The sequence below is a fragment of the Streptomyces canus genome, from assembly GCF_030815415.1.
GTDB lineage: Bacteria > Actinomycetota > Actinomycetes > Streptomycetales > Streptomycetaceae > Streptomyces > Streptomyces canus_F.
The window spans coordinates 1,343,991-1,361,362 of sequence record NZ_JAUSWW010000001.1 but is presented as its reverse complement, the minus strand read 5'-3'; the positions used below and the strand labels follow the sequence as shown (position 1 = coordinate 1,361,362).

Below are 17,372 nucleotides of genomic sequence, written 5' to 3'. Positions count from 1 at the left end.
GGAGGCCGGACATGTCACAGCCGCTGAAGGGCAAGGTCGCACTGGTCGCCGGAGCGACCCGAGGAGCCGGGCGAGGGATCGCCGTGGAGCTCGGGGCGGCCGGCGCCACCGTCTATGTGACGGGGCGCAGCACGCGGGACCGGCGCTCGGAGTACGACCGCCCCGAGACCATCGAGGACACCGCCGACCTGGTGAACGAGGCCGGCGGCGCGGGCATCGCCGTACCCGCCGACCACCTCGACCCGGCGCAGGTCCGCACCCTCGTCGACCGGATCGCGGACGCCGAGGGCCGTCTCGACGTCCTCGTCAACAACATCTGGGGCGGCGAGAAGCTCTTCGAGTGGGAGAGCCCCGTCTGGGAGCACGACCTCGACAACGGGCTCAGGCTGCTGCGGCTCGCGGTCGAGACCCACGCGATCACCAGCCACCACGCCCTGCCGCTGCTGCTGCGCAACCCCGGGGGACTGGTCGTCGAGATGACGGACGGCACCGCCGAGTACAACGGCGCGACCTACCGCAACACCTTCTTCTACGACCTCGCCAAGACATCCGTCCTGCGGATGGGCTTCGCCCTCGGCCATGAACTCGGCCCGCGCGGAGCCACCGCCGTCGCGCTGACCCCGGGCTGGCTCCGGTCGGAGATGATGCTGGAGCACTACGGGGTGGGCGAGGACAACTGGCGCGACGCCCTCGACCGCGTCCCCCACTTCGCCATCTCGGAGACCCCGCGCTACGTGGGCCGCGCCGTCGCCGCCCTCGCCGCCGACCCCGACGTGGCCCGCTTCAACGGCCAGTCCCTCTCCAGCGGCGGCCTGGCCCGGACCTACGGCTTCACCGACCTCGACGGCAGCCGCCCGGACGCCTGGCGCTATCTCGTCGAGGTCCAGGACGCGGGCAAGCCGGCGGACACCACCGGCTACCGCTGAGATCAGGGCTGCTGGACCGACGGCAGCTGCCAGCGCGCCGAGTGGCCCGGTGGCAGCGCCAGGTCGTCGCGTACGGCCGTGTAGTAGTCGGCGCGCCCTGCACGCTGCCGCTCCATCAACGCCTGCCACGCCGCGGGATCACGCGTCTCGTCCCGCAGGAACCGCTCCATCTCCATCACCACCGAGACCCAGACCCGCGCCTTCTCCACCGCCTCCGGACTCCCCAGCATGAGCAGCGCCTCCCCGGACGGGTCCCGGGCGAGTGTGGCCTCGGCCAGCTGGGGCGCGGCCTCCTCGGGGGAGAGGGGATGCGGATGCGGGTCGTTGCCGAAGTGGGCCGCCACCCGGTAGGTCAGGGTGACGGTCCGCTTCAGCGTGCGCGCGTAGTCGGAGTACACCGCGAGCCGACGCTCCTCCCAGCGGGCCGTCTGCTCACGGCGGAAGCGGGCACCGTCGCTGCGGACGACCGCCAGGTAGGAGCCGAGCGCTCCGATCACGACACCGATGAGCGCGGGCAGTTGCTGTACGAACGCGGACATGGGCGCACGGTATCTGCCCGGTTGATCGACAGGGCGCTACGGTGCGAACCCATGACGGACACAACACGCTTCGAGGGGTACGGGGTTCTCATCACCGGCGCGGCGCGCGGCATCGGCGCCGCGACCGCGCGCCGGTTCGCGCAGGAGGGGGCGCGGGTGCTGGTGACCGACATCGACGTGCCCGCGGCCGAGCAGACGGCGGCGGCCCTGCGCGAAGAGGGTCTGGTGGCCAGGGCGTTCGGGTGCGACGTGGGGGAGCGGGCCGACGCGGAGGCGGCCGTCGAGCATGCCGTCGGCGTCTACGGTTCGCTGGACGTCCTGGTCAACAACGCCTGTCACTGCACCCCGGACGCCCCCCTCTTCGAGGACGAACCGGACGACGAGTGGACACGCGACCTCGACATCACCCTCACCGGCGCCTACCGCTGCTGCCGGGCCGCCCTCCCGCACCTGGCTGCCTCCGGACGCGGCGCGATCGTCAACGTCGGCTCCGTCAACGGCCTGACCGACTTCGGCAACCACGCCTACAGCGCCGCCAAAGCCGGCCTCGGCTCCCTGACCCGCACCCTCGCCGGACATGCCGCCCCCCGTGGCGTCCGCGTCAACCTCGTCGCCCCCGGCACCGTCCGCACGACCGCCTGGGAGGGCCGCGAGGAGGACCTGGCAAGAGCGCGCGAGCTGTATCCCCTGGGCCGCGTCGGCGAACCCGAGGACATCGCTGCCGCCATCCTCTTCCTCGCCTCCCGCGACGCGTCCTGGATCACCGGAGTCACCCTGCCCGTCGACGGCGGGATCACCGCGGTCGACTCCGGCTTCCGTCAACTGCGTAGGAACGCTTAACACTTGCTGTAGATCTTTTCACTTGTCCTTCCCGGACGGTGTCGGGCAGCGTTCTCGTGTGCCCGACACCCTGCCTCGCTCCCCTTGGCGTACCGCCGACTTCCGCGTCCTCTTCGCCGCGAGCACCCTCAGTCAGCTCGGAACGAACGTCAGCTACGTCGCCGTCCCGCTGCTCGCCGTCACCGCACTGGACGCCGGGCCCGGACAGGTCGGTGCGCTGGCCGCCCTCAGCACGCTGGCGTTCCTGCTCCTCGGGCTGCCCGCCGGGGCCTGGGTGGACCGGATGCGGCACCGCCGGGTGCTGATCGTGGCGGACCTGGCCCGCGCGGTCCTGTACGCCTCCGTCCCGCTCGCCTGGTGGACGGACACCCTCACGCTCGGCCAGCTGTACGCCGTCGTCCTGCTGAACGGCGCCGCGACCGTCTTCTTCGACGTCGCCTCCCAGAGCACCCTGCCAAGCCTGGTCGGCCGCGACGCTCTCGTACCCGCCAACGCCGCCCTGGTCGGCCTGCAGGCGGTGGGCAATGTCGCGGGCCGCGGCGCGGGCGGCGCCCTGGTCCAGTTCCTGACCGCTCCGGTGGCCGTCGTGTGCGCCGCGGTCACCTATCTGGCCTCCGCCCTCCAACTCACCATGATCCGGGGCGAGGAGAGACCCCGAAGCCGGGACCGGAAGACCACACTGACGGCGGAGATCGCCGAAGGCCTCCGGCACGTCTTCCGCAACCCGGAACTGCGCGCCCTCGCCCTCACCGCCGCCCTCATCAACCTGGGCATGCAGATCGTCAACACGCTGCTCCCCCTCCTGTTCGTCCGCGAACTCGGCCTCCCCGCCAGCGCGTTGGGCCTCTTCTGGGCCGCGGGCGGACTGGGCCTGCTGCTCGGCGCCCGCTGTGCCCGCCCTCTCGCCGCCCGCCTGGGACACGGACGTACCCTCGGAGTGGTCGGCGCGATCCTGGCGCCCGCCGCCCTGCTCGTGCCGCTCATCGACCGCGGCCCGTGGCTGTGGATCGCCGGCCTGGGATGGACCCTGGTCCTGTTCAAGACCGGCACGGACAACGTCCTCGGCGTCAGCCTGCGCCAGCGGATGACGTCGGACGGACTCCTCGGCCGTATGAACGCCACCTACCGCTTCGTCCTGACCGGAGCGCTCGCGATCGGCGCCGCCGTGGCGGGCGTGCTCGGCGAACTGGTCGGCGTACGCGCCACGTTGTGGGTGGGCGGGGCGCTGATGACGGCGGCCTTCCTGCCGGTCTTCCTCTCCCCGGTCCGCACCCGGCGCGAACTCCCGCGGTACACCCCGGTCACAGCGCCCGCGCCACAGCCGCGCTGATCCGGTCCACGTCCGCGGCGGACGTACGCCAGTTGCTGAACGCCGCCCGCAGCCCGGGAGTCCCGTCGTACACGGTCGGCGTCACGAACGCCTCGCCGGTGGCCGCCACGGCCCGCGCCAGCGCGTCGACCCGCTCCGGGGTCGGATCGTCGGCCAGGGTGAAGCAGACGACGTTCAGCCGGACCGGGGCGAGCAGCCGCAGCCCGTCCGTCGCGGCGACGCGCTCGCCGAGCTCCCGGGCCAGTGCCACGTTCCGCTCGACGATCTCGCGATGCCCGTCACGGCCGTACGCCATGAGCGAGAACCACGCCGGAAGGGCCCGCAGCCGCCGGGAGTTCTCGGGCGTGAGATGCACGAAGTCGGGCTCGCCGGCCGGGAGTCCGAGGTAGGGCGACGCGTTGTGGAAGACCGCCACCTGAAGATCCCGGCGGCGGGTGAACTGGACGGCCGCGTCATAGGGCACGTTGAGCCACTTGTGCAGGTCGACACAGACCGAGTCGGCGGCGTCGAGACCGTCCACGAGACCGGCGTACGACGGGGAGAGCGCGGCGAAGCCGCCGAACGCGGCGTCCACGTGCAGCCAGAAGTCGTGCCGTTCCCGGAGCGCGGCGATGGCCCGCAGATCGTCGAAGTCGACGGTGTTCACGGTGCCGGCGTTGGCCACCACGATCGCGGGGCGGCCGTCCAGCGCGGACAGCGCGGAGTCCAGCGCGGCGACGTCGACGGCCTCCCGGTTGCCGGACAGCACCGGCACGGACCGCAGCCGGTCGCGGCCGATGCCGAGCACGGACAGGGCCTTGCCGATGCTGGCGTGCGGGCTGCCGGACAGCACGTGGACCGGGCCGAGGGCGGCCGCCCCGTCGCGCGACACGGACACGCCGAGCCGCTCGCCCAGCCACTCGCGGGCGATGGCGAGCCCGACGGTGTTGGACGCGGTGGCCCCCGTGACGAACGCCCCGCTGTGTGCCTCGCCCAGCCCGAACAGCTCGCGCAGCCAGTCCACCGTCTCCCGTTCCAGGGCGGTCGCCCAGGACCCCGCCGCCCCCGAGCCGTTCTGGTCGTACACGCCGGTCAGCCAGTCCCCGGCGAGGGAGGCGGGCGTCGCGCCGCCCGTGACGAAGCCGAGGTAGCGCGGCCCCGCCGAGCCCGAGAAGCCGGGCGCCCACCGCTCGGCGAACCGCGCGAGAGCGCCCTCGGCCCCGGCACCCCCGGTCGGCAGGGCCGCGTGGTCGGGCGCCTTGCCGAGGTGGACGACCGGCCGCTCGGACAGACCGGTCAGCTCACGGGCGGCGAGGTCGCGGGCGGACTGGAGGAGTTCGGGGAGCCGGGAGAGATCGTCGGCGAGAGTTCGGTGCATGAGGGGCAGCGTAGGAGGGAGCCGCCGTCCACGGCCTGGTCCACTTGGGGCAAACTGGACCGATGACCACGGGATTCGCCGCCGCCCTCGGCACCTGGCGCGACCGGCGCGGCCCACTGGCCCGGACGCTGGCGGCGGCCGTACGCGAGGCGGTCGTCGACGGCCGGCTGCCCGCCGGGACCAGACTGCCCTCCGAGCGGGAACTCGCCCGCGTCCTCGACATCAGCCGCGGCACGGTCGTCGCCGCCCTCGCCCTGCTGCGGGACGACGGCTGGCTGCACACCCGGCACGGCAGCGGCAGCCTGGTCCGGCTCCCCGCCCGCCTCACCGAACGCACCACGCCCTGGTCCCTGGACCGCGGCGGAGCGGGTGACGCGGACCTCGACCTCACCCTCGCCCTCACCGCCGCACCCCACGAGGCCTATCTCGCCGCCCTCGCCCGGGCCGCCGAACGCAGCGCGGCCCTCCTCGTGGACTCCGGCATCGCCACCGCCGGGTTGCCGCGCCTGCGTGAACTCCTGGCCGACCGGTACACCCGCGAGGGCCTCGCCACCCGTCCCGAACAGATCCTCGTCACCTCCGGCGCCCAGGCCGCCCTCACCCTGCTCCTCGACCACCTCCACACCGACCGCAGACGCCCCGTCGCGGTGGAGAGCCCGTCCTACCCGGGCGCCCTGGCGGTCCTGCGCGCCCGCAAGGCGCGTCTCCTCCCCGTCCCCGTGACGTCGGACGCCGGCTGGGACACCGCCCACCTCACGAGCGTCGTACGCACCCGCGGCCTCCGGCTCGCCTATCTGATCCCCGACTTCCAGAACCCCACCGGCACCCACATGGACGCCGCGACCCGCGCCGGGATCGCCGGCCTCCCGCTCACGGTCATCGCCGACGAGACCATGCGCGACCTCGATCTGAGGGCCGAGCCCGGCACCGAACCGCATCTGGCGGGGCCCCGGGTGATCCAGATCGGCTCGGCGAGCAAGACCGTGTGGAGCGGGCTGCGGGTCGGCTGGATCCGCGCCACCGCCGACCTCGTACGCCGGCTGCGCCGGAGCCCCCTCCAGGCACAGCTGTCGCCACCACCCCTGGAACAGCTCATCGCCGCGGAACTGCTCGGCGACGGACTGGACGAGATGCTCGCCGACCGCCGGGCCAGACTGCGCGCCCAGCGCGACCACCTCGCCGGACTCCTCGACGGCACGGGATGGACGTACACCCTCCCGCAGGGCGGTCTGTCGCTGTGGCCGCACCTCGGCCCGACCACGTCCGCGACGGACCTCGCGGCCCGGGCCGCCCGGCTGGGCCTCGCCGTGACGCCCGGCCCGCACTTCGCCGCCGACCGCGCCACGCTCACCCACCACCTGCGCCTGCCGTTCACGGCGACGCCGGACGTCCTCAGCCGTGCGGTCCACCTGCTGCGCCGCTGTGCCGATCCGGAAGTTCACCGTTTCGTCACAGCCTGACCCGGCGTACAACCGACGCCCCCGCGCATCTGTCTAGCAGGCAGATCACAGGACATCACAGCCCAACGGAGGGGCCCGCCATGGGGGACATACGCAGACGAGGGGCCATCGCCCTCGGAATCACCGGACTGATCGCACCGCTCACCCTCACGCTGGGCACCGCGCCCGCACAGGCGGCCACCGCGTGCACCACACAGACCGGGCCGTACCAGAAGCAGGTCGAGAAGTTCCTCGGCCGCCCCGTCGACGGCAAGCAGTCCGCCGCCGACTGCAAGGCCATCCAGTCCTTCCAGACCAAGCACGGCATCACGCCGAACGCCGGCTACGCGGGCGCCGTCACCTGGGGCGTGATGGACCTGATGAACAAGCAGAAGGCCGTCGGGAACAAGCCCAACAAGGACGGCAAGTGCCCGGTGAACAAGGGCCGTATCGCCTGCGTCAACCTGACGCTCCAGCTGAGCTGGATCCAGGACGGGGACGACCTCGTGTACGGTCCGGTGCCCGTCCGCACCGGCCGCAACGGCTACGAGACCCGCACCGGTCTGAAGAAGATCTACTGGCGCGACATCGACCACGTCTCGAACATCTATGACGTGCCCATGCCCTACAGCCAGTTCTTCGACGGCGGCCAGGCCTTCCACTCGGTCAACCTCAGCATGTGGAACCCGCCGGGCTCCCACGGCTGCGTCAACATGACCAAGACGACCGCCAAGAAGTACTGGTCGCTGCTGAAGAAGGGCGACGACGTCTTCGTGTACGGGCGCAAGCCGGGCACCTGACAGTCGGCGCCCGGCTCGCCGTCAACGCGTCACCGGGGCGCGTCCCCGAAGTCCGGGATCTCCAGCCGCGTCCCGCCCTGCCGCGCGGAGTCGTGCGCGACGATGCCCGGCAGGGTGTAGCGGGCGGCCACCCACGCGTTCACCGAGGGCAGGGCGCGGGTGTTGACCGCGGTGACGAAGTCGTCCACGAGGAAGTGGTGGCTGCCCTCGTGCCCGTTGTGCAGGTTGTCGAACTCCCGGGGCAGCCGGGACCGGTCGTGCACGGGGGCCGAGCCGGAGGTGAAGGCGGCCCGCAGGTCCGGTGCGATGTGCTGGAGCGACGGGTCGTCAGGGGACAGGGTGGGCTTGGGTTCCAGCAGTTCGCTGATGTCCTTCACCCCGTTCTTGTCCTGCCACAGCGCGAAGGTGGCGAGTTGCTCCATGCTTCCCTCCGTGCCGAAGAAGCGGAAACGGGATTCACGGATGTGGGAGGGGTAGCCCACCCGCCGGAACTCGTTGGTGCGGAACGATCCGCCGCCCGCCACCTCGAACAGCGCGGTGGCGTTGGAGATGTCGTTGCCGAACTGGCTGACCTCCTTGTCGAAGACGCCGTCGCCCCGGTCGTCGGTCACCCCGATCGCCGACACGCTCACCGCGTGCGTCTGCCAGGCGCCGAGCACACCGCCCACCGAGTGCGTCGGGTACAGCAGCGGGGGATAGCTGGCGGTCGCCTTCCAGTTCTCGCCGCCGCTGTACTGGTACGCCTCGTAGAACCCCAGGTCCATGTCGTGGACGTAGTCGCCCTCGGCGTAGAAGAGCCGTCCGAAGGAGCCCTCCGCGATCTGGTTGCGGGCGTGCACGGTCGCCGGGTTGTACTGGCTGGTCTCGCCCATCATGTACGTCAGTCCGGTCGCCCGGACCGCGTCGATGATCGCCGCGATCTCCTGCGTGGTGATGGCCATGGGCACCGCGGAGTACACGTGCTTGCCGGCGTCGAGGCCCTGCACCACGAGCGGGCCGTGGGTCCAGCGCTGGGTGAAGATCGCGACCGCGTCGACCGCCTTCGACTCCAGCATCGCCTCGTACGAGGGGAAGGTGCCCGACAGGCCTTCGGCGGCGGCGAGTTGCTCGGCCCTTTCCGGGAGGAGATCGGTGACGTAGACGTCGCTGACGCCGGGATGGGCCAGGAACAGTTTCGCGAACTGGCCCGAGAACTGCCCGGCGCCGACGATGCCGAGGGAGAACGTCATGGAGTAAGTGCCTTTCACTGGCCGAGGATGAAGTTGATCTGGTCATTGGTTTCGGTCAGGCCGCTCACGGGGGCCCCGTTGGCGAAGACGTCCTGCATGGCCGGGCGCATCAGGGCGTAGACGTCCGCCGCGTAGTCGGTGATCGGGAAGGAGAAGGTCCTGGAGTCCTTCTTGTCGGTGACCGGTTCGGTGAAGGCGGACACGTCGATGCCCTTCTTCTTGTACGCGGCCACGGCGGCCTCGGTGCCCGACGGGGTGGCCGGGAAGACGATGCCGTAGCCGCCGACGGTCTTCTGGCAGGCGTCGGAGGCCAGGTACCGCACCCACTTCTTCGCGCCGTCCTTGTTGCGGGCGTTCTTGGTGACCGAGTCGGCGAGGCCGTTCATCATCGTGGCCCGCTTGCCGCTCGGGCCGGTCGGCGTGGGGGCGGTGCCGACCTTCAGGCCCTTGGTGCCGTAGTACGTCGAGATCATCCAGGCGCCGTCGAAGGAGGCCGCCGCCCGGCCCGAGGCGACCTGGGCGTTGGCCGGGTTGGCGCCGTCGGTGTAGTCGGTGAAGGGGGCGAGGTAGCCCTTCTTCGCCAGGCCGAAGTACCAGTCGATCACCGACTGGAAGGTCTTGCTGTCGTACCGGTACTTGGTGCCCCAGCGCGCCTTGTCCGTGTAGTGCCAGCCCGCCGATTCGACGAACGGGCTCCAGGTGGTCTGCCCGTCGCCGTCGCCCGCGCCGCCCGTGGCGAGGCCGTACACCTTGACGTTGTTCTTGTCGAAGCCGGGTTCGTCGCCGCGTTTGCCGTTCTTGTCGACGGTCAGGTGGGCGATCGTCTTCTCGAAGGTGCCGCCGTCCCGCGGGTTCCAGGCGAGGGTGTTGAGCTCGTCGGCCGTGAGCCCGGCGTCCTTGACCATCTTCTGGTTGTAGAAGAGCGCCACGGTGTCCCAGTCCTTGGGCGCTCCGTAGCGATGGCCGTCCTGGCCCGTCCAGTTGGCGCCCAGGCCCGCCTGGTAGGAGGAGTCGTCGATGCCGAGGTCGTCCAGCGGTTCGAGCACCTTGAGGTCGGCGAACTGGCCGAACTTCTGGATGTGGTCGGTGAACACGTCCGGCTCCGTGCCGGCGATGAAGCTCGCGGTGAGCTTGGTCCAGTAGTCGGCCCAGCCCATCTGTGTGATCTTGACGTCGAGGCCGGGGTTCTCCTTCTCGAAGCCCTTCGCACAGGCCTGGTAGGCGGGCAGCTGGTTGGCGTCCCACAGCCAGTACGTCACGCTGTTCGCGCCCGACCCGGCCGCGCCGCCCTGCGCGCACCCGGACACCAGGGTCAGGGCCAGGGCTCCGGTCGCCGCCGCTACGGTACGAATTCGCATTCCGGTCCCCTTACTTGACGCCGGTGAAGCTGATGGTGCTGACGATGCGGCGCGCGAAGGCACCGAAGAGGACCAGCATCGGGAGGGCGGCGATGAGCGTGGCCGCCATCAGGCCGGACCAGTCGTAGCCGGTCTGCGGGGTCTGCGCCCGGAAGATGGCGAGGGCCACGGTGAGCACGCGCGAGCTGTCGCTGTAGGACACCATCAGCGGCCAGAAGTAGTCGTTCCAGGAGGTGATGTACGTCAGCACCCCGAGGGTGAGGATCGGTGTGGACGCCATCGGCAGCATCACCCTGAAGAAGATCCGGATCTTGCCCGCGCCGTCGAGCAGGGCGGCCTCCTCGACCTCCCGGGGCACGTTCATGAAGAACTGGCGCAGGAAGAACACCGCGAACGGCGTCATGAACATCGTCGGCAGGGCGATGCCCAACAGGTTGTCGACCAGGCCGAGTTGCTTGATGAGCACGAAGTTCGGCAGCAGGGTGAAGATGGCCGGGACCATCAGGCCGGCCAGGAACAGGCCGAACACCTTGTCCCGTCCGCGCCACCGCAGCCGGGCGAAGGCGTAGGCGGCCATGGCGGAGAAGAAGATCTGGCAGACGGTGATCAGGGTCGAGACGACGACCGAGTTGATCAGATAGCGCCAGAACTTCAGTCCGCCGCCGGAGCCGCCCTGGGCGATCGCCTCCTCGGTGGACTGGAGGCCCAGCGCCCGCTCGAAGCCGCCGGTGGTGAAGTCCACCGGCAGCGGGTCGCCGGGGTGGGCCGCGAGGGCGGTGTTCGAGGACAGCGCGGTGCGCAGGATCCAGTAGAACGGCAGCAGGGTCACGAGGATCATCGCGGCCATCGCCACCCAGGCCACGACCCGTCCCGGGGAGGGGCGGCGTCGGGCGGGACGGGTACGGGGCGCCGCAGGTGCGGTCGGCGCGGTCACAGCAGCCATGTCGGTGTCTCCTCTCTCAGCCGAGATCCGTCTGGCCGGCCCGGGTGAGCCGGTACTGCAGGAAGGTGATCGCGCTGAGGACGACCAGCAGGGCCACCGACATCGCGGAGGCGTAGCCGAACTGGAAGCGGCCGAACGCGGCGCCGTAGATGTAGAACTGGAGCACGTTGGTGGCGTTCGCCGGACCGCCGTTGGTCGTCACGGCGACCGTGTCGAACACCTGGAACGACCCGATCACGGTCATGATCAGCACGACCGCCAGGACCGGCCGCAGCAGCGGCATGGTGATCCGCCAGAACATCCGCCACTCGCTCGCGCCGTCCACCTTGGCGGCCTCGTACATGTCGTTGGGAATGGCCTGGAGGCCCGCGAACAGCAGCAGCGCGGTGTACCCGACGTGCCGCCACACGTTGATCAGGGCGATCGTCGGGATCGCCCAGGTCTCGTCGGCCAGGAACGGGATGCGGTCGAAGCCGAGCCCCGCGATGATCTCGTTGCCGATGCCGAGCTGGGTGTCCAGGATCCACAGCCAGACGATGCCCGCGACCACGTTGGACATCAGATACGGCGTGAGGACGATCCCGCGCAGCATCGCCGACTGGGTGAGCCGCTGCAGGAGGACGGCTATCGCGAGTGCCGAGACCGTCTGGATGCCGATGTTGATGAACACGTACTCGACGGTCACCTTCAACGAGTCCCAGAAGATGGGGTCGTGGACCATCCGCGTGTAGTTGTCGAGGCCCACCCACTCCGCGGGGGTCAGCAGGTTGAAGCGGGTGAAGCTCAGGTAGATGCCCCGCAGCGTCGGCCAGAGCAGGAAGACCAGGAAGCCCAGCAGGGCCGGTGCGATGAACACCGCGGCGAGCCGTCCGTCGCCCCCGCCCTCGCGGGCCCGCGCCTTGCGCGTCCTCGGTTTCGTCGCTGCCTCCTCGGCGCTGCCCAGGGGCAGACGCGACGGGGGGCTGCTGGAGGCGATGGTCATCGGGAGACTCCCTCGTCTGCGGCGGCTCGTCCTCGGGCCACTTACTTTTGTGGCGAAAGAATCCAGACGTCAAGAGGCGTGCAAACATCTTTTCCAGGCCACCTTGAGTGACGTAGAGTGGTCATATTGGTTTCATCACGAAAGAAACCTGATGGGGGAGACTGACCTGCATGACCGCAGTAGCCGCCAGCTGGCATCCACTGAGCCCCGGTGAACGCTCGGTGGCGATCGAGGTGCTCGTCCACGGACCGCTGTCGCGCACCGAGCTCGCCCGGCGCCTCGACCTGTCCGCGGGCAGCCTCACCCGGCTCACCAAACCCCTCATCGAGTCGGGCCTGCTGATCGAGGTCCCCGAAGCGGGAGCTTCCGCCGAGGTGCGTACCGGTCGCCCCTCGCAGCCGCTGGACGTGGTCGTCGAATCCCGTTCGTTCATCGGCTTCAAGATCACCGACGACATGGTCTACGGCGTGGTCACCACCCTCCGAAGCGACATCGTGGCCCGCCACGACCGCCCTCTGACCACCCATGAGCCGGCCGAAGTCGCCGACCTGCTCGCGGAGATGACCGCCGAGCTCGCCCGTGTGCACGGCTCACGTCTCGCCGGCATCGGCATCGGGGTGGGCGGCCTGGTCCGGCGGCGTGCCGTCGTGGGGGAGTCCCCGTTCCTGCACTGGCGGGACGTCCCGCTCGCCGAACTGGTCGAGGAGCGCACGGGGCTGCCGGTCGTGCTGGAGAACGACGTGGCCGCCCTGGTCGAGGCCGAGACCTGGTTCGGCGCCGGCCGCGGACTCGAGCGCTTCGTCGTCCTCACCATCGGCGCCGGCCTCGGCTACGGCCTGGTGCTGGGCGGACGCCGGGTGCCCTACGCCGAGGAGGACCGCGGCTTCGGGCGGCACTGGATCGTCAACCCCAACGGCCCGCTCACCCCCGAGGGTGAACGCGGCAGTGCCGTCTCGCTGCTGACCATCCCCAATATCCGCTACCAGGTGCACGCCGCCACCGGCCGCGACCACAGCTACGAGGAGATCCTCACCCTCGCCGCCGCGGGCGAGCCCATGCCCGCCCGGGTCATCGACGAGGCCGCGCGCGCTCTCGGCACCCTGGTCGCGCAGATCTCCAACTTCGCGATGCCGCAGAAGATCCTGCTCGCCGGCGAAGGGGTCGGCCTGATGGACATCGCCGGGAAGTCCGTGGCCGAGGCCGTCCGGGCCGGACGGCACCCGCTGGCCGCCCCTGTCGACCTGGAGACCAAGGTGTCCGACTTTCACGACTGGGCCCGCGGAGCGGCCGTCCTGGCGATCCAGGTACTGGTGCTGGGCACGGCGGAAGCATGAGTTCCGCCACGGTCGGGGTGTCCGAACTGCCCCACCTGGCCTGCCAGATGCACGTGATCAGCAACACGGTCCGAAATGCCCGAATTACTCGTACTTACTCACGCGGCCTTCACCTCCGGAGCCGTATGCTTCACATCATGTCCACCACTGTTGAATCCGCCTTCGATAGAACGGCTGACGAGGTCAACGAGGAGATCAGGGCCCTGTGGCTCCGGTCGGGCGGGACACTGAGCGGCGAGCAGCGCGAAGAGTACCGGCGGCTCGTCCTGGAGTGGGCCGCCGCGGCCCCGCAGTAGGTCTCACGCCTCCACTCGGCAGATCATCGAGGGCACCCGCTCGCTCGGGTGCCTTTTCCATGCCCCGCTTTCCCCGCCCCGGCGGCCGACGCCGGGGCAGCCATCACCTCACGTCATCTCAGCCCCAGGTCGCCGAGTAGTACCGCTGATACGCCTTGCGGTCCTGCTCGGCGCGGATGAACCGCGTCGCCACCAGCGCGATCATGCTGCCCCCGATCACCAGCAGTCCCGGACCGATGTTCCGGGTGTCCGTGAGCCGGGCCAGCAGCGTCTGCGTGGTCGTGCCGACGCCCGAAGCGGGAGCCGAGGAACCCGGCGAGGCCGCGCCGGGGGCGATCGCGCCCTGCGTGGCCGCCGCGGACGGCGCCGGCGAGGCACCCTGCTGCCCGGCCCCCGCCTGCTGCTGCGACACGATCATCTGGACCCCGAGGTCACTCATCGCCTTCGTCACCGGCTGGAAGAACGTCGTCCCGCCCGTCGTGCAGTCACCGCTGCCGCCGGACGTCACACCGAGCGCGATCCCCTCGGAGAACATCGGCCCACCGCTGTCCCCGGGTTCGGCGCACACGTTCGTCTCGATCAGCCCGGTGACCGTGCCCTCGGGGTAGTTCACCGTCGCGTTCAGCGCCGTGACCGTACCGTCGCGCAGTCCGCTCGTACTGCCGCTGCGGAACACCCGCTGCCCCACCGTCGGATCGGCGGCGCCCGTGATCCGCACCCCGTTGCCGTTGCCGATCGCCACGACGTCGGCGCCGTCCCCCGCCCGTCCGCCGTCGTACTGGACGAGGGAGAAGTCGGCGCCGGGGAAGTTCTGCTCGATGGTCTTGCCGATCTGCGTCCGGCCCCGGTTGTCCGCGAACCAGACGGAGCCCGTGGGGCCGCAGTGCCCGGCGGTGAGGATGAAGTCGCTCTGCCCGTTGGTCACGTTGAATCCCGCCGAGCAGCGCCCGCCGGTCGACAGGATCGGCTGCGCCCCGTTGACACGGGTCGTGAAGGTCCCCTCGGTGCGTTCCATGCGGACGAAGCCGCCGATGTTCTCGGCCAGTTCGGTCATCCGGGACCAGTCGGCGGCCGAGACGGTGCTGTCGGCCCGTACCACCACCTCGTTGGTCCGGTAGTCCACGGCCCAGGACGTCCCGGCCACCCGGGGCGCCGAACGCAGCGTGCCCGTCGCCGACTTGAGGTCGTCCATGCTGTGCCGCACCACCTTCGCGGTGGCGCCCGCCTTGCGTACCTGGGCGGCCGTGTCCTTGTCGGTGACGGCGACGACCGGCCGGCCCTCGGAGTCGATCCAGGAGCCAGCCGTACGGGACGTGCCGAGCCGCGACACCAGGTCGGAGCCGGTGGCGGAGGCCGACTGCGCGGTCGTACGCGGCAGGGCGGAGGCGTCCGAGGGCTCGCTCGCCATGGCGCGCGTGACCATGACCGATCCGAGCAGGAGTCCGCCGACGGCGGCCAGCCGTGTCACTCGCCGGACCATCCGTCGTCGTGCGTGCCTCATGCATGGCTCCCGAACCCCGAACAGCACGGCATCAACACCGCGTGGCGCTCCGGTAGTCGAGCACCTCCCTGTCATACGCGGCCCGGGGCGCCCGCGTTCACCTCTTGCGCCCCACTCCGCCGTACAGAGCCACCTGCCGCGGCTCGGCACCGTTCGTGCGCTCGGGACGCCAGCGCGAGCACGACACCACCCCCGGCTCCAGCAGGTCGAGCCCGTCGAAGAACCGGGCCACCGCCTCGGGCGGGCGCTGGGTCAGCCGGGGCGTGCCGTGCGCGTTCCAGAACCGCACGGCCTCGTCGACGTCCGGCATCGACGGGTGGACGACGGTGTGCGACAGCACGAGATGGCTGCCGGACGGCAACGCGTGCATGAGCCGGCGCACGATGCCGTAAGGGTCCTCCTCGTCGTCGATGAAGATGACCACGCCGAGCAGCAGCAGGGCCACCGGGCGCGTGAAGTCCAGGGTGACGGCGGCCCGTTGGAGGATCTGCTCCACATTGCGCAGGTCCTCGTCGAGATGGTCGGTCGCCCCCTGAGAAGTGCTGGTGAGCAGGGCACGGGCGTGGGCCAGGACCAGCGGGTCGTTGTCGACGTAGACGACCCGTGACGCCGGGGCGAGGCGCTGGGCCACCTCGTGCGTATTGTCCGCGGTGGGGAGCCCGGTGCCGATGTCGAGGAACTGGCGGATCCCGGCCTCCGCGACCAGATGCCGCACCGCGCGCCCCAGGAACAACCGGTCGGCGCGCGCGTACTCGCCGATGTCCGGGTGCAGTTCACGGATCCGGTCACCCGCCGCGCGATCGACCTCGTAGTAGTCCCCGCCGCCCAGCCAGTAGTTCCAGATCCGCGCCGTGTGCGGCTGCAGCGTGTTGATCCGCCGGCGCAGGGTCGCGGCGAGGTCCTCGGCGTCCGTCACAGGGCTCGGGTCTCCTGGAATGCCTGGTGGAGTACATGGCTTACGACGTCAACCAGCAATCTAGACGGCAGTGTTGATGTTTGGTCAGAGGGCTGCGGCACTTTCCGCGTTTTCCGCGAGCGAGGCCCGGCTGCGCGCGTCCCCCCACACCGACGTCGTACCCACGAAGGGGCGCAGCAGCGCGATGAGCGCCGGGTCCGCGCGCCCGTTCAGTTCGTCGGACGCCAGCTTGCGGGCGATCCCGGCGAGGAAGTCGGCCAGCAGGATCCGCGGGTCCCAGCGCGCCTGCGCCAGCTCCAGACCGGCGAACCCGATCCCGGCCCGCGCCGCCTGCTCCTCGATCCACGCGATGCGCTGCTCGGTGAGCATGTTCTGCCGGTCGTGCACCACCCGCACGGTCCGCCCGCCGGTGCTCCAGTGCGCGACCGTGTGCACGATGGCGGGCAGCAGCGGATTGAGTACGGGGATCACGGGCGGCCCTTCGAGCAGGCGCGCCCGGTAGGCGTCGGCGCGGGGCCGGGCCGCCGCGAGCCGCTCCAGGATCTCCCTGCCGGGATGCGCGCGCCGCAGGTCGTCCACCGTGCGGAAGAACCCGTCGACGGGACCCTCCGCCTCCCCGTTGACCCGTACCCGAAGCAGCCGGTTGGCCGCGTCGAGGAAGTCCCGCCACCGCTCCTCGCCGAACTCCCGCCGCCCCAGCCGGTACAGGGCGAGCGCCTCCGCCTCGTCGCCGAGCAGCAGGTCGACGGTCCGGTCCACGACGAAGTACGCCTTCTCGGTGAGGTGGACATGGGCGTGCCCGTCGAGCGGGCCCGAGGGCGAGAGCAGCCACTCCAGGACGTCCCGGTGCTTCTCCCGCAGCAGATGGTTGGCCTTGTACTCGGTGGCGGGCGAGCGGATCCGGTCCCGGACCTCCTGGACGTACGCGGCGGCGACCTCCGTCGGCATGGACACACTGCCGTGCGCGAACACGTCGGTGTTGCCGCCGGTGAGGTTCTCCCCGTCCGACCCCGACTCGTCGCACACGACCTCCAGCGTGCCGCGTGCGCCGTCTCCAGGTTTCCAGGTCACTGAGAAGCCCCCTGTCCGGTGCGTCACCACCAGCATCCCCCGGACGAAACCAGAGGTGAACCGAATTGTTCGCGCCCCGGGAAGCACCGGCCCGATGATCTCTGCCTAGACTCCCCGCCATGAGCGACACGCCGCTGGACCGGCTCGGTGCCGGGAAGTACCTGCTGATCACGAGCTACCGCAAGAACGGCAGCCCGGTTCCCACCCCGGTATGGGTGGTGCGCGACGGGGACGCCCTCGGCGTGTGGACGGTCGCCGACTCCTGGAAGGTCAAGCGGATCCGGGCCCGCGCCGACGTCCTCGTCGGCCCCTGCGACCTGCGCGGCAATCCGACCGGCGACCCGGTGCGGGCCACCGCCGCGATCTGCGACGCCGAGACCACTGCCCACTACCGCAGGCTCATCGCCCGCAAGTACGGCATCACCGGCCGGCTCAGCCTCCTCGGCAGCCGGCTGCGCCGGGGCGTGAACGGCACGGTCGGCATCCGCGTCACGTTGTGACGGACGCGGAA

At 70.8% G+C, this 17,372-nt stretch carries 17 protein-coding genes; 8 read left to right on the top strand and 9 right to left on the bottom strand.

Annotated features, from left to right (window positions below; genetic code table 11):
• The first annotated feature begins 11 nt into the window (after window positions 1-11).
• Entirely contained in the window at window positions 12-926 is a 915-nt protein-coding gene (locus tag QF037_RS06350; RefSeq protein WP_307022681.1) for an SDR family oxidoreductase, read from the top strand.
• Between the two features lie 2 nt (window positions 927-928).
• Here the strand turns inward: QF037_RS06350 and QF037_RS06345 are convergent, their stop codons facing one another.
• Window positions 929-1,465, bottom strand: coding sequence for a hypothetical protein (locus tag QF037_RS06345; protein WP_307022679.1), 537 nt, complete (start codon window positions 1,463-1,465; stop codon window positions 929-931).
• Between the two features lie 51 nt (window positions 1,466-1,516).
• Here QF037_RS06345 and QF037_RS06340 point away from each other — a divergent pair, with 51 nt between their 5' ends.
• Both QF037_RS06340 and QF037_RS06335 read left to right on the top strand, forming a co-directional pair.
• On the top strand, window positions 1,517-2,305 hold the full coding sequence (locus QF037_RS06340) for an SDR family NAD(P)-dependent oxidoreductase (protein WP_307022677.1): 789 nt from the start codon (window positions 1,517-1,519) through the stop codon (window positions 2,303-2,305).
• A 58-nt stretch (window positions 2,306-2,363) separates the two neighbouring features.
• Window positions 2,364-3,635 (top strand): MFS transporter, encoded by a 1,272-nt coding sequence (locus tag QF037_RS06335; protein WP_307022675.1) that lies wholly within the window; start codon window positions 2,364-2,366, stop codon window positions 3,633-3,635.
• Here QF037_RS06335 and QF037_RS06330 read toward each other — a convergent pair.
• The gene (locus QF037_RS06330; RefSeq protein WP_307022673.1) at window positions 3,607-4,992 is read right to left on the bottom strand and encodes a pyridoxal phosphate-dependent decarboxylase family protein; all 1,386 of its coding nucleotides are present in this window, start codon (window positions 4,990-4,992) and stop codon (window positions 3,607-3,609) included. The genes QF037_RS06335 and QF037_RS06330 overlap by 29 nt on opposite strands.
• A 62-nt stretch (window positions 4,993-5,054) precedes the next feature.
• Between QF037_RS06330 and QF037_RS06325 the strand changes: the two genes are divergently transcribed.
• Together QF037_RS06325 and QF037_RS06320 are read left to right on the top strand one after the other, a co-directional pair.
• Entirely contained in the window at window positions 5,055-6,452 is a 1,398-nt protein-coding gene (locus QF037_RS06325; RefSeq protein ID WP_307022671.1) for an aminotransferase-like domain-containing protein, read from the top strand.
• A gap of 80 nt (window positions 6,453-6,532) precedes the next feature.
• Window positions 6,533-7,231 (top strand): L,D-transpeptidase family protein, encoded by a 699-nt coding sequence (locus tag QF037_RS06320; RefSeq protein ID WP_307022669.1) that lies wholly within the window; start codon window positions 6,533-6,535, stop codon window positions 7,229-7,231.
• A gap of 29 nt (window positions 7,232-7,260) precedes the next feature.
• Here the strand turns inward: QF037_RS06320 and QF037_RS06315 are convergent, their stop codons facing one another.
• Genes QF037_RS06315 through QF037_RS06300 form a run of 4 tightly spaced genes read right to left on the bottom strand, consistent with a single transcriptional unit; the run spans window position 7,261 to window position 11,743 of the window.
• Window positions 7,261-8,460: a Gfo/Idh/MocA family protein gene (locus tag QF037_RS06315; protein ID WP_307022667.1), complete on the bottom strand. Its 1,200-nt coding sequence runs from the start codon at window positions 8,458-8,460 to the stop codon at window positions 7,261-7,263.
• Window positions 8,461-8,474: 14 nt separating this feature from the next.
• Window positions 8,475-9,818: an ABC transporter substrate-binding protein gene (locus QF037_RS06310; RefSeq protein WP_307022665.1), complete on the bottom strand. Its 1,344-nt coding sequence runs from the start codon at window positions 9,816-9,818 to the stop codon at window positions 8,475-8,477.
• A 10-nt stretch (window positions 9,819-9,828) separates the two neighbouring features.
• Window positions 9,829-10,761, bottom strand: coding sequence for a carbohydrate ABC transporter permease (locus tag QF037_RS06305; protein ID WP_307022662.1), 933 nt, complete (start codon window positions 10,759-10,761; stop codon window positions 9,829-9,831).
• 16 nt (window positions 10,762-10,777) lie between these two features.
• A complete protein-coding gene (locus QF037_RS06300; protein ID WP_307022660.1) occupies window positions 10,778-11,743 on the bottom strand; it encodes a carbohydrate ABC transporter permease in 966 nt (321 codons plus the stop codon).
• A 170-nt stretch (window positions 11,744-11,913) separates the two neighbouring features.
• On the opposite strand from QF037_RS06300, the gene QF037_RS06295 reads away from it, so the two are divergent.
• Entirely contained in the window at window positions 11,914-13,077 is a 1,164-nt protein-coding gene (locus QF037_RS06295; RefSeq protein ID WP_307022658.1) for an ROK family transcriptional regulator, read from the top strand.
• Window positions 13,078-13,214: 137 nt separating this feature from the next.
• Entirely contained in the window at window positions 13,215-13,373 is a 159-nt protein-coding gene (locus QF037_RS06290) for a hypothetical protein (RefSeq protein ID WP_266899973.1), read from the top strand.
• Window positions 13,374-13,491: 118 nt separating this feature from the next.
• On the opposite strand, the gene QF037_RS06285 is transcribed toward QF037_RS06290, so the two are convergent.
• The 3 genes from QF037_RS06285 to QF037_RS06275 all read right to left on the bottom strand — a co-directional run bounded on the left by QF037_RS06285 (window position 13,492) and on the right by QF037_RS06275 (window position 16,861).
• Window positions 13,492-14,874, bottom strand: coding sequence for a S1 family peptidase (locus tag QF037_RS06285; protein ID WP_307022656.1), 1,383 nt, complete (start codon window positions 14,872-14,874; stop codon window positions 13,492-13,494).
• Window positions 14,875-14,971: 97 nt separating this feature from the next.
• The gene (locus QF037_RS06280; RefSeq protein ID WP_307022654.1) at window positions 14,972-15,790 is read right to left on the bottom strand and encodes an SAM-dependent methyltransferase; all 819 of its coding nucleotides are present in this window, start codon (window positions 15,788-15,790) and stop codon (window positions 14,972-14,974) included.
• A gap of 84 nt (window positions 15,791-15,874) precedes the next feature.
• Window positions 15,875-16,861: a hypothetical protein gene (locus QF037_RS06275; RefSeq protein ID WP_307022653.1), complete on the bottom strand. Its 987-nt coding sequence runs from the start codon at window positions 16,859-16,861 to the stop codon at window positions 15,875-15,877.
• Window positions 16,862-16,980: 119 nt separating this feature from the next.
• On the opposite strand from QF037_RS06275, the gene QF037_RS06270 reads away from it, so the two are divergent.
• Window positions 16,981-17,361, top strand: a complete 381-nt coding sequence (locus tag QF037_RS06270) for a PPOX class F420-dependent oxidoreductase (RefSeq protein WP_307022651.1) — start codon at window positions 16,981-16,983, stop codon at window positions 17,359-17,361.
• Window positions 17,362-17,372 lie beyond the last annotated feature (11 nt).

Bases quoted from the DNA above. Each gene is read 5' to 3' on its own strand.
- QF037_RS06330 (WP_307022673.1), bottom strand. From the start codon at position 4,992: ATGCACCGAACTCTCGCCGACGATCTCTCCCGGCTCCCCGAACTCCTC.
- QF037_RS06345 (WP_307022679.1), bottom strand. From the start codon at position 1,465: ATGTCCGCGTTCGTACAGCAACTGCCCGCGCTCATCGGTGTCGTGATC.
- QF037_RS06295 (WP_307022658.1), top strand. From the start codon at position 11,914: ATGACCGCAGTAGCCGCCAGCTGGCATCCACTGAGCCCCGGTGAACGC.
- QF037_RS06350 (WP_307022681.1), top strand. From the start codon at position 12: ATGTCACAGCCGCTGAAGGGCAAGGTCGCACTGGTCGCCGGAGCGACC.
- QF037_RS06300 (WP_307022660.1), bottom strand. From the start codon at position 11,743: ATGACCATCGCCTCCAGCAGCCCCCCGTCGCGTCTGCCCCTGGGCAGC.
- QF037_RS06310 (WP_307022665.1), bottom strand. From the start codon at position 9,818: ATGCGAATTCGTACCGTAGCGGCGGCGACCGGAGCCCTGGCCCTGACC.
- QF037_RS06315 (WP_307022667.1), bottom strand. From the start codon at position 8,460: ATGACGTTCTCCCTCGGCATCGTCGGCGCCGGGCAGTTCTCGGGCCAG.
- QF037_RS06270 (WP_307022651.1), top strand. From the start codon at position 16,981: ATGAGCGACACGCCGCTGGACCGGCTCGGTGCCGGGAAGTACCTGCTG.
- QF037_RS06305 (WP_307022662.1), bottom strand. From the start codon at position 10,761: ATGGCTGCTGTGACCGCGCCGACCGCACCTGCGGCGCCCCGTACCCGT.
- QF037_RS06290 (WP_266899973.1), top strand. From the start codon at position 13,215: ATGTCCACCACTGTTGAATCCGCCTTCGATAGAACGGCTGACGAGGTC.
- QF037_RS06340 (WP_307022677.1), top strand. From the start codon at position 1,517: ATGACGGACACAACACGCTTCGAGGGGTACGGGGTTCTCATCACCGGC.
- QF037_RS06320 (WP_307022669.1), top strand. From the start codon at position 6,533: ATGGGGGACATACGCAGACGAGGGGCCATCGCCCTCGGAATCACCGGA.
- QF037_RS06325 (WP_307022671.1), top strand. From the start codon at position 5,055: ATGACCACGGGATTCGCCGCCGCCCTCGGCACCTGGCGCGACCGGCGC.
- QF037_RS06285 (WP_307022656.1), bottom strand. From the start codon at position 14,874: ATGAGGCACGCACGACGACGGATGGTCCGGCGAGTGACACGGCTGGCC.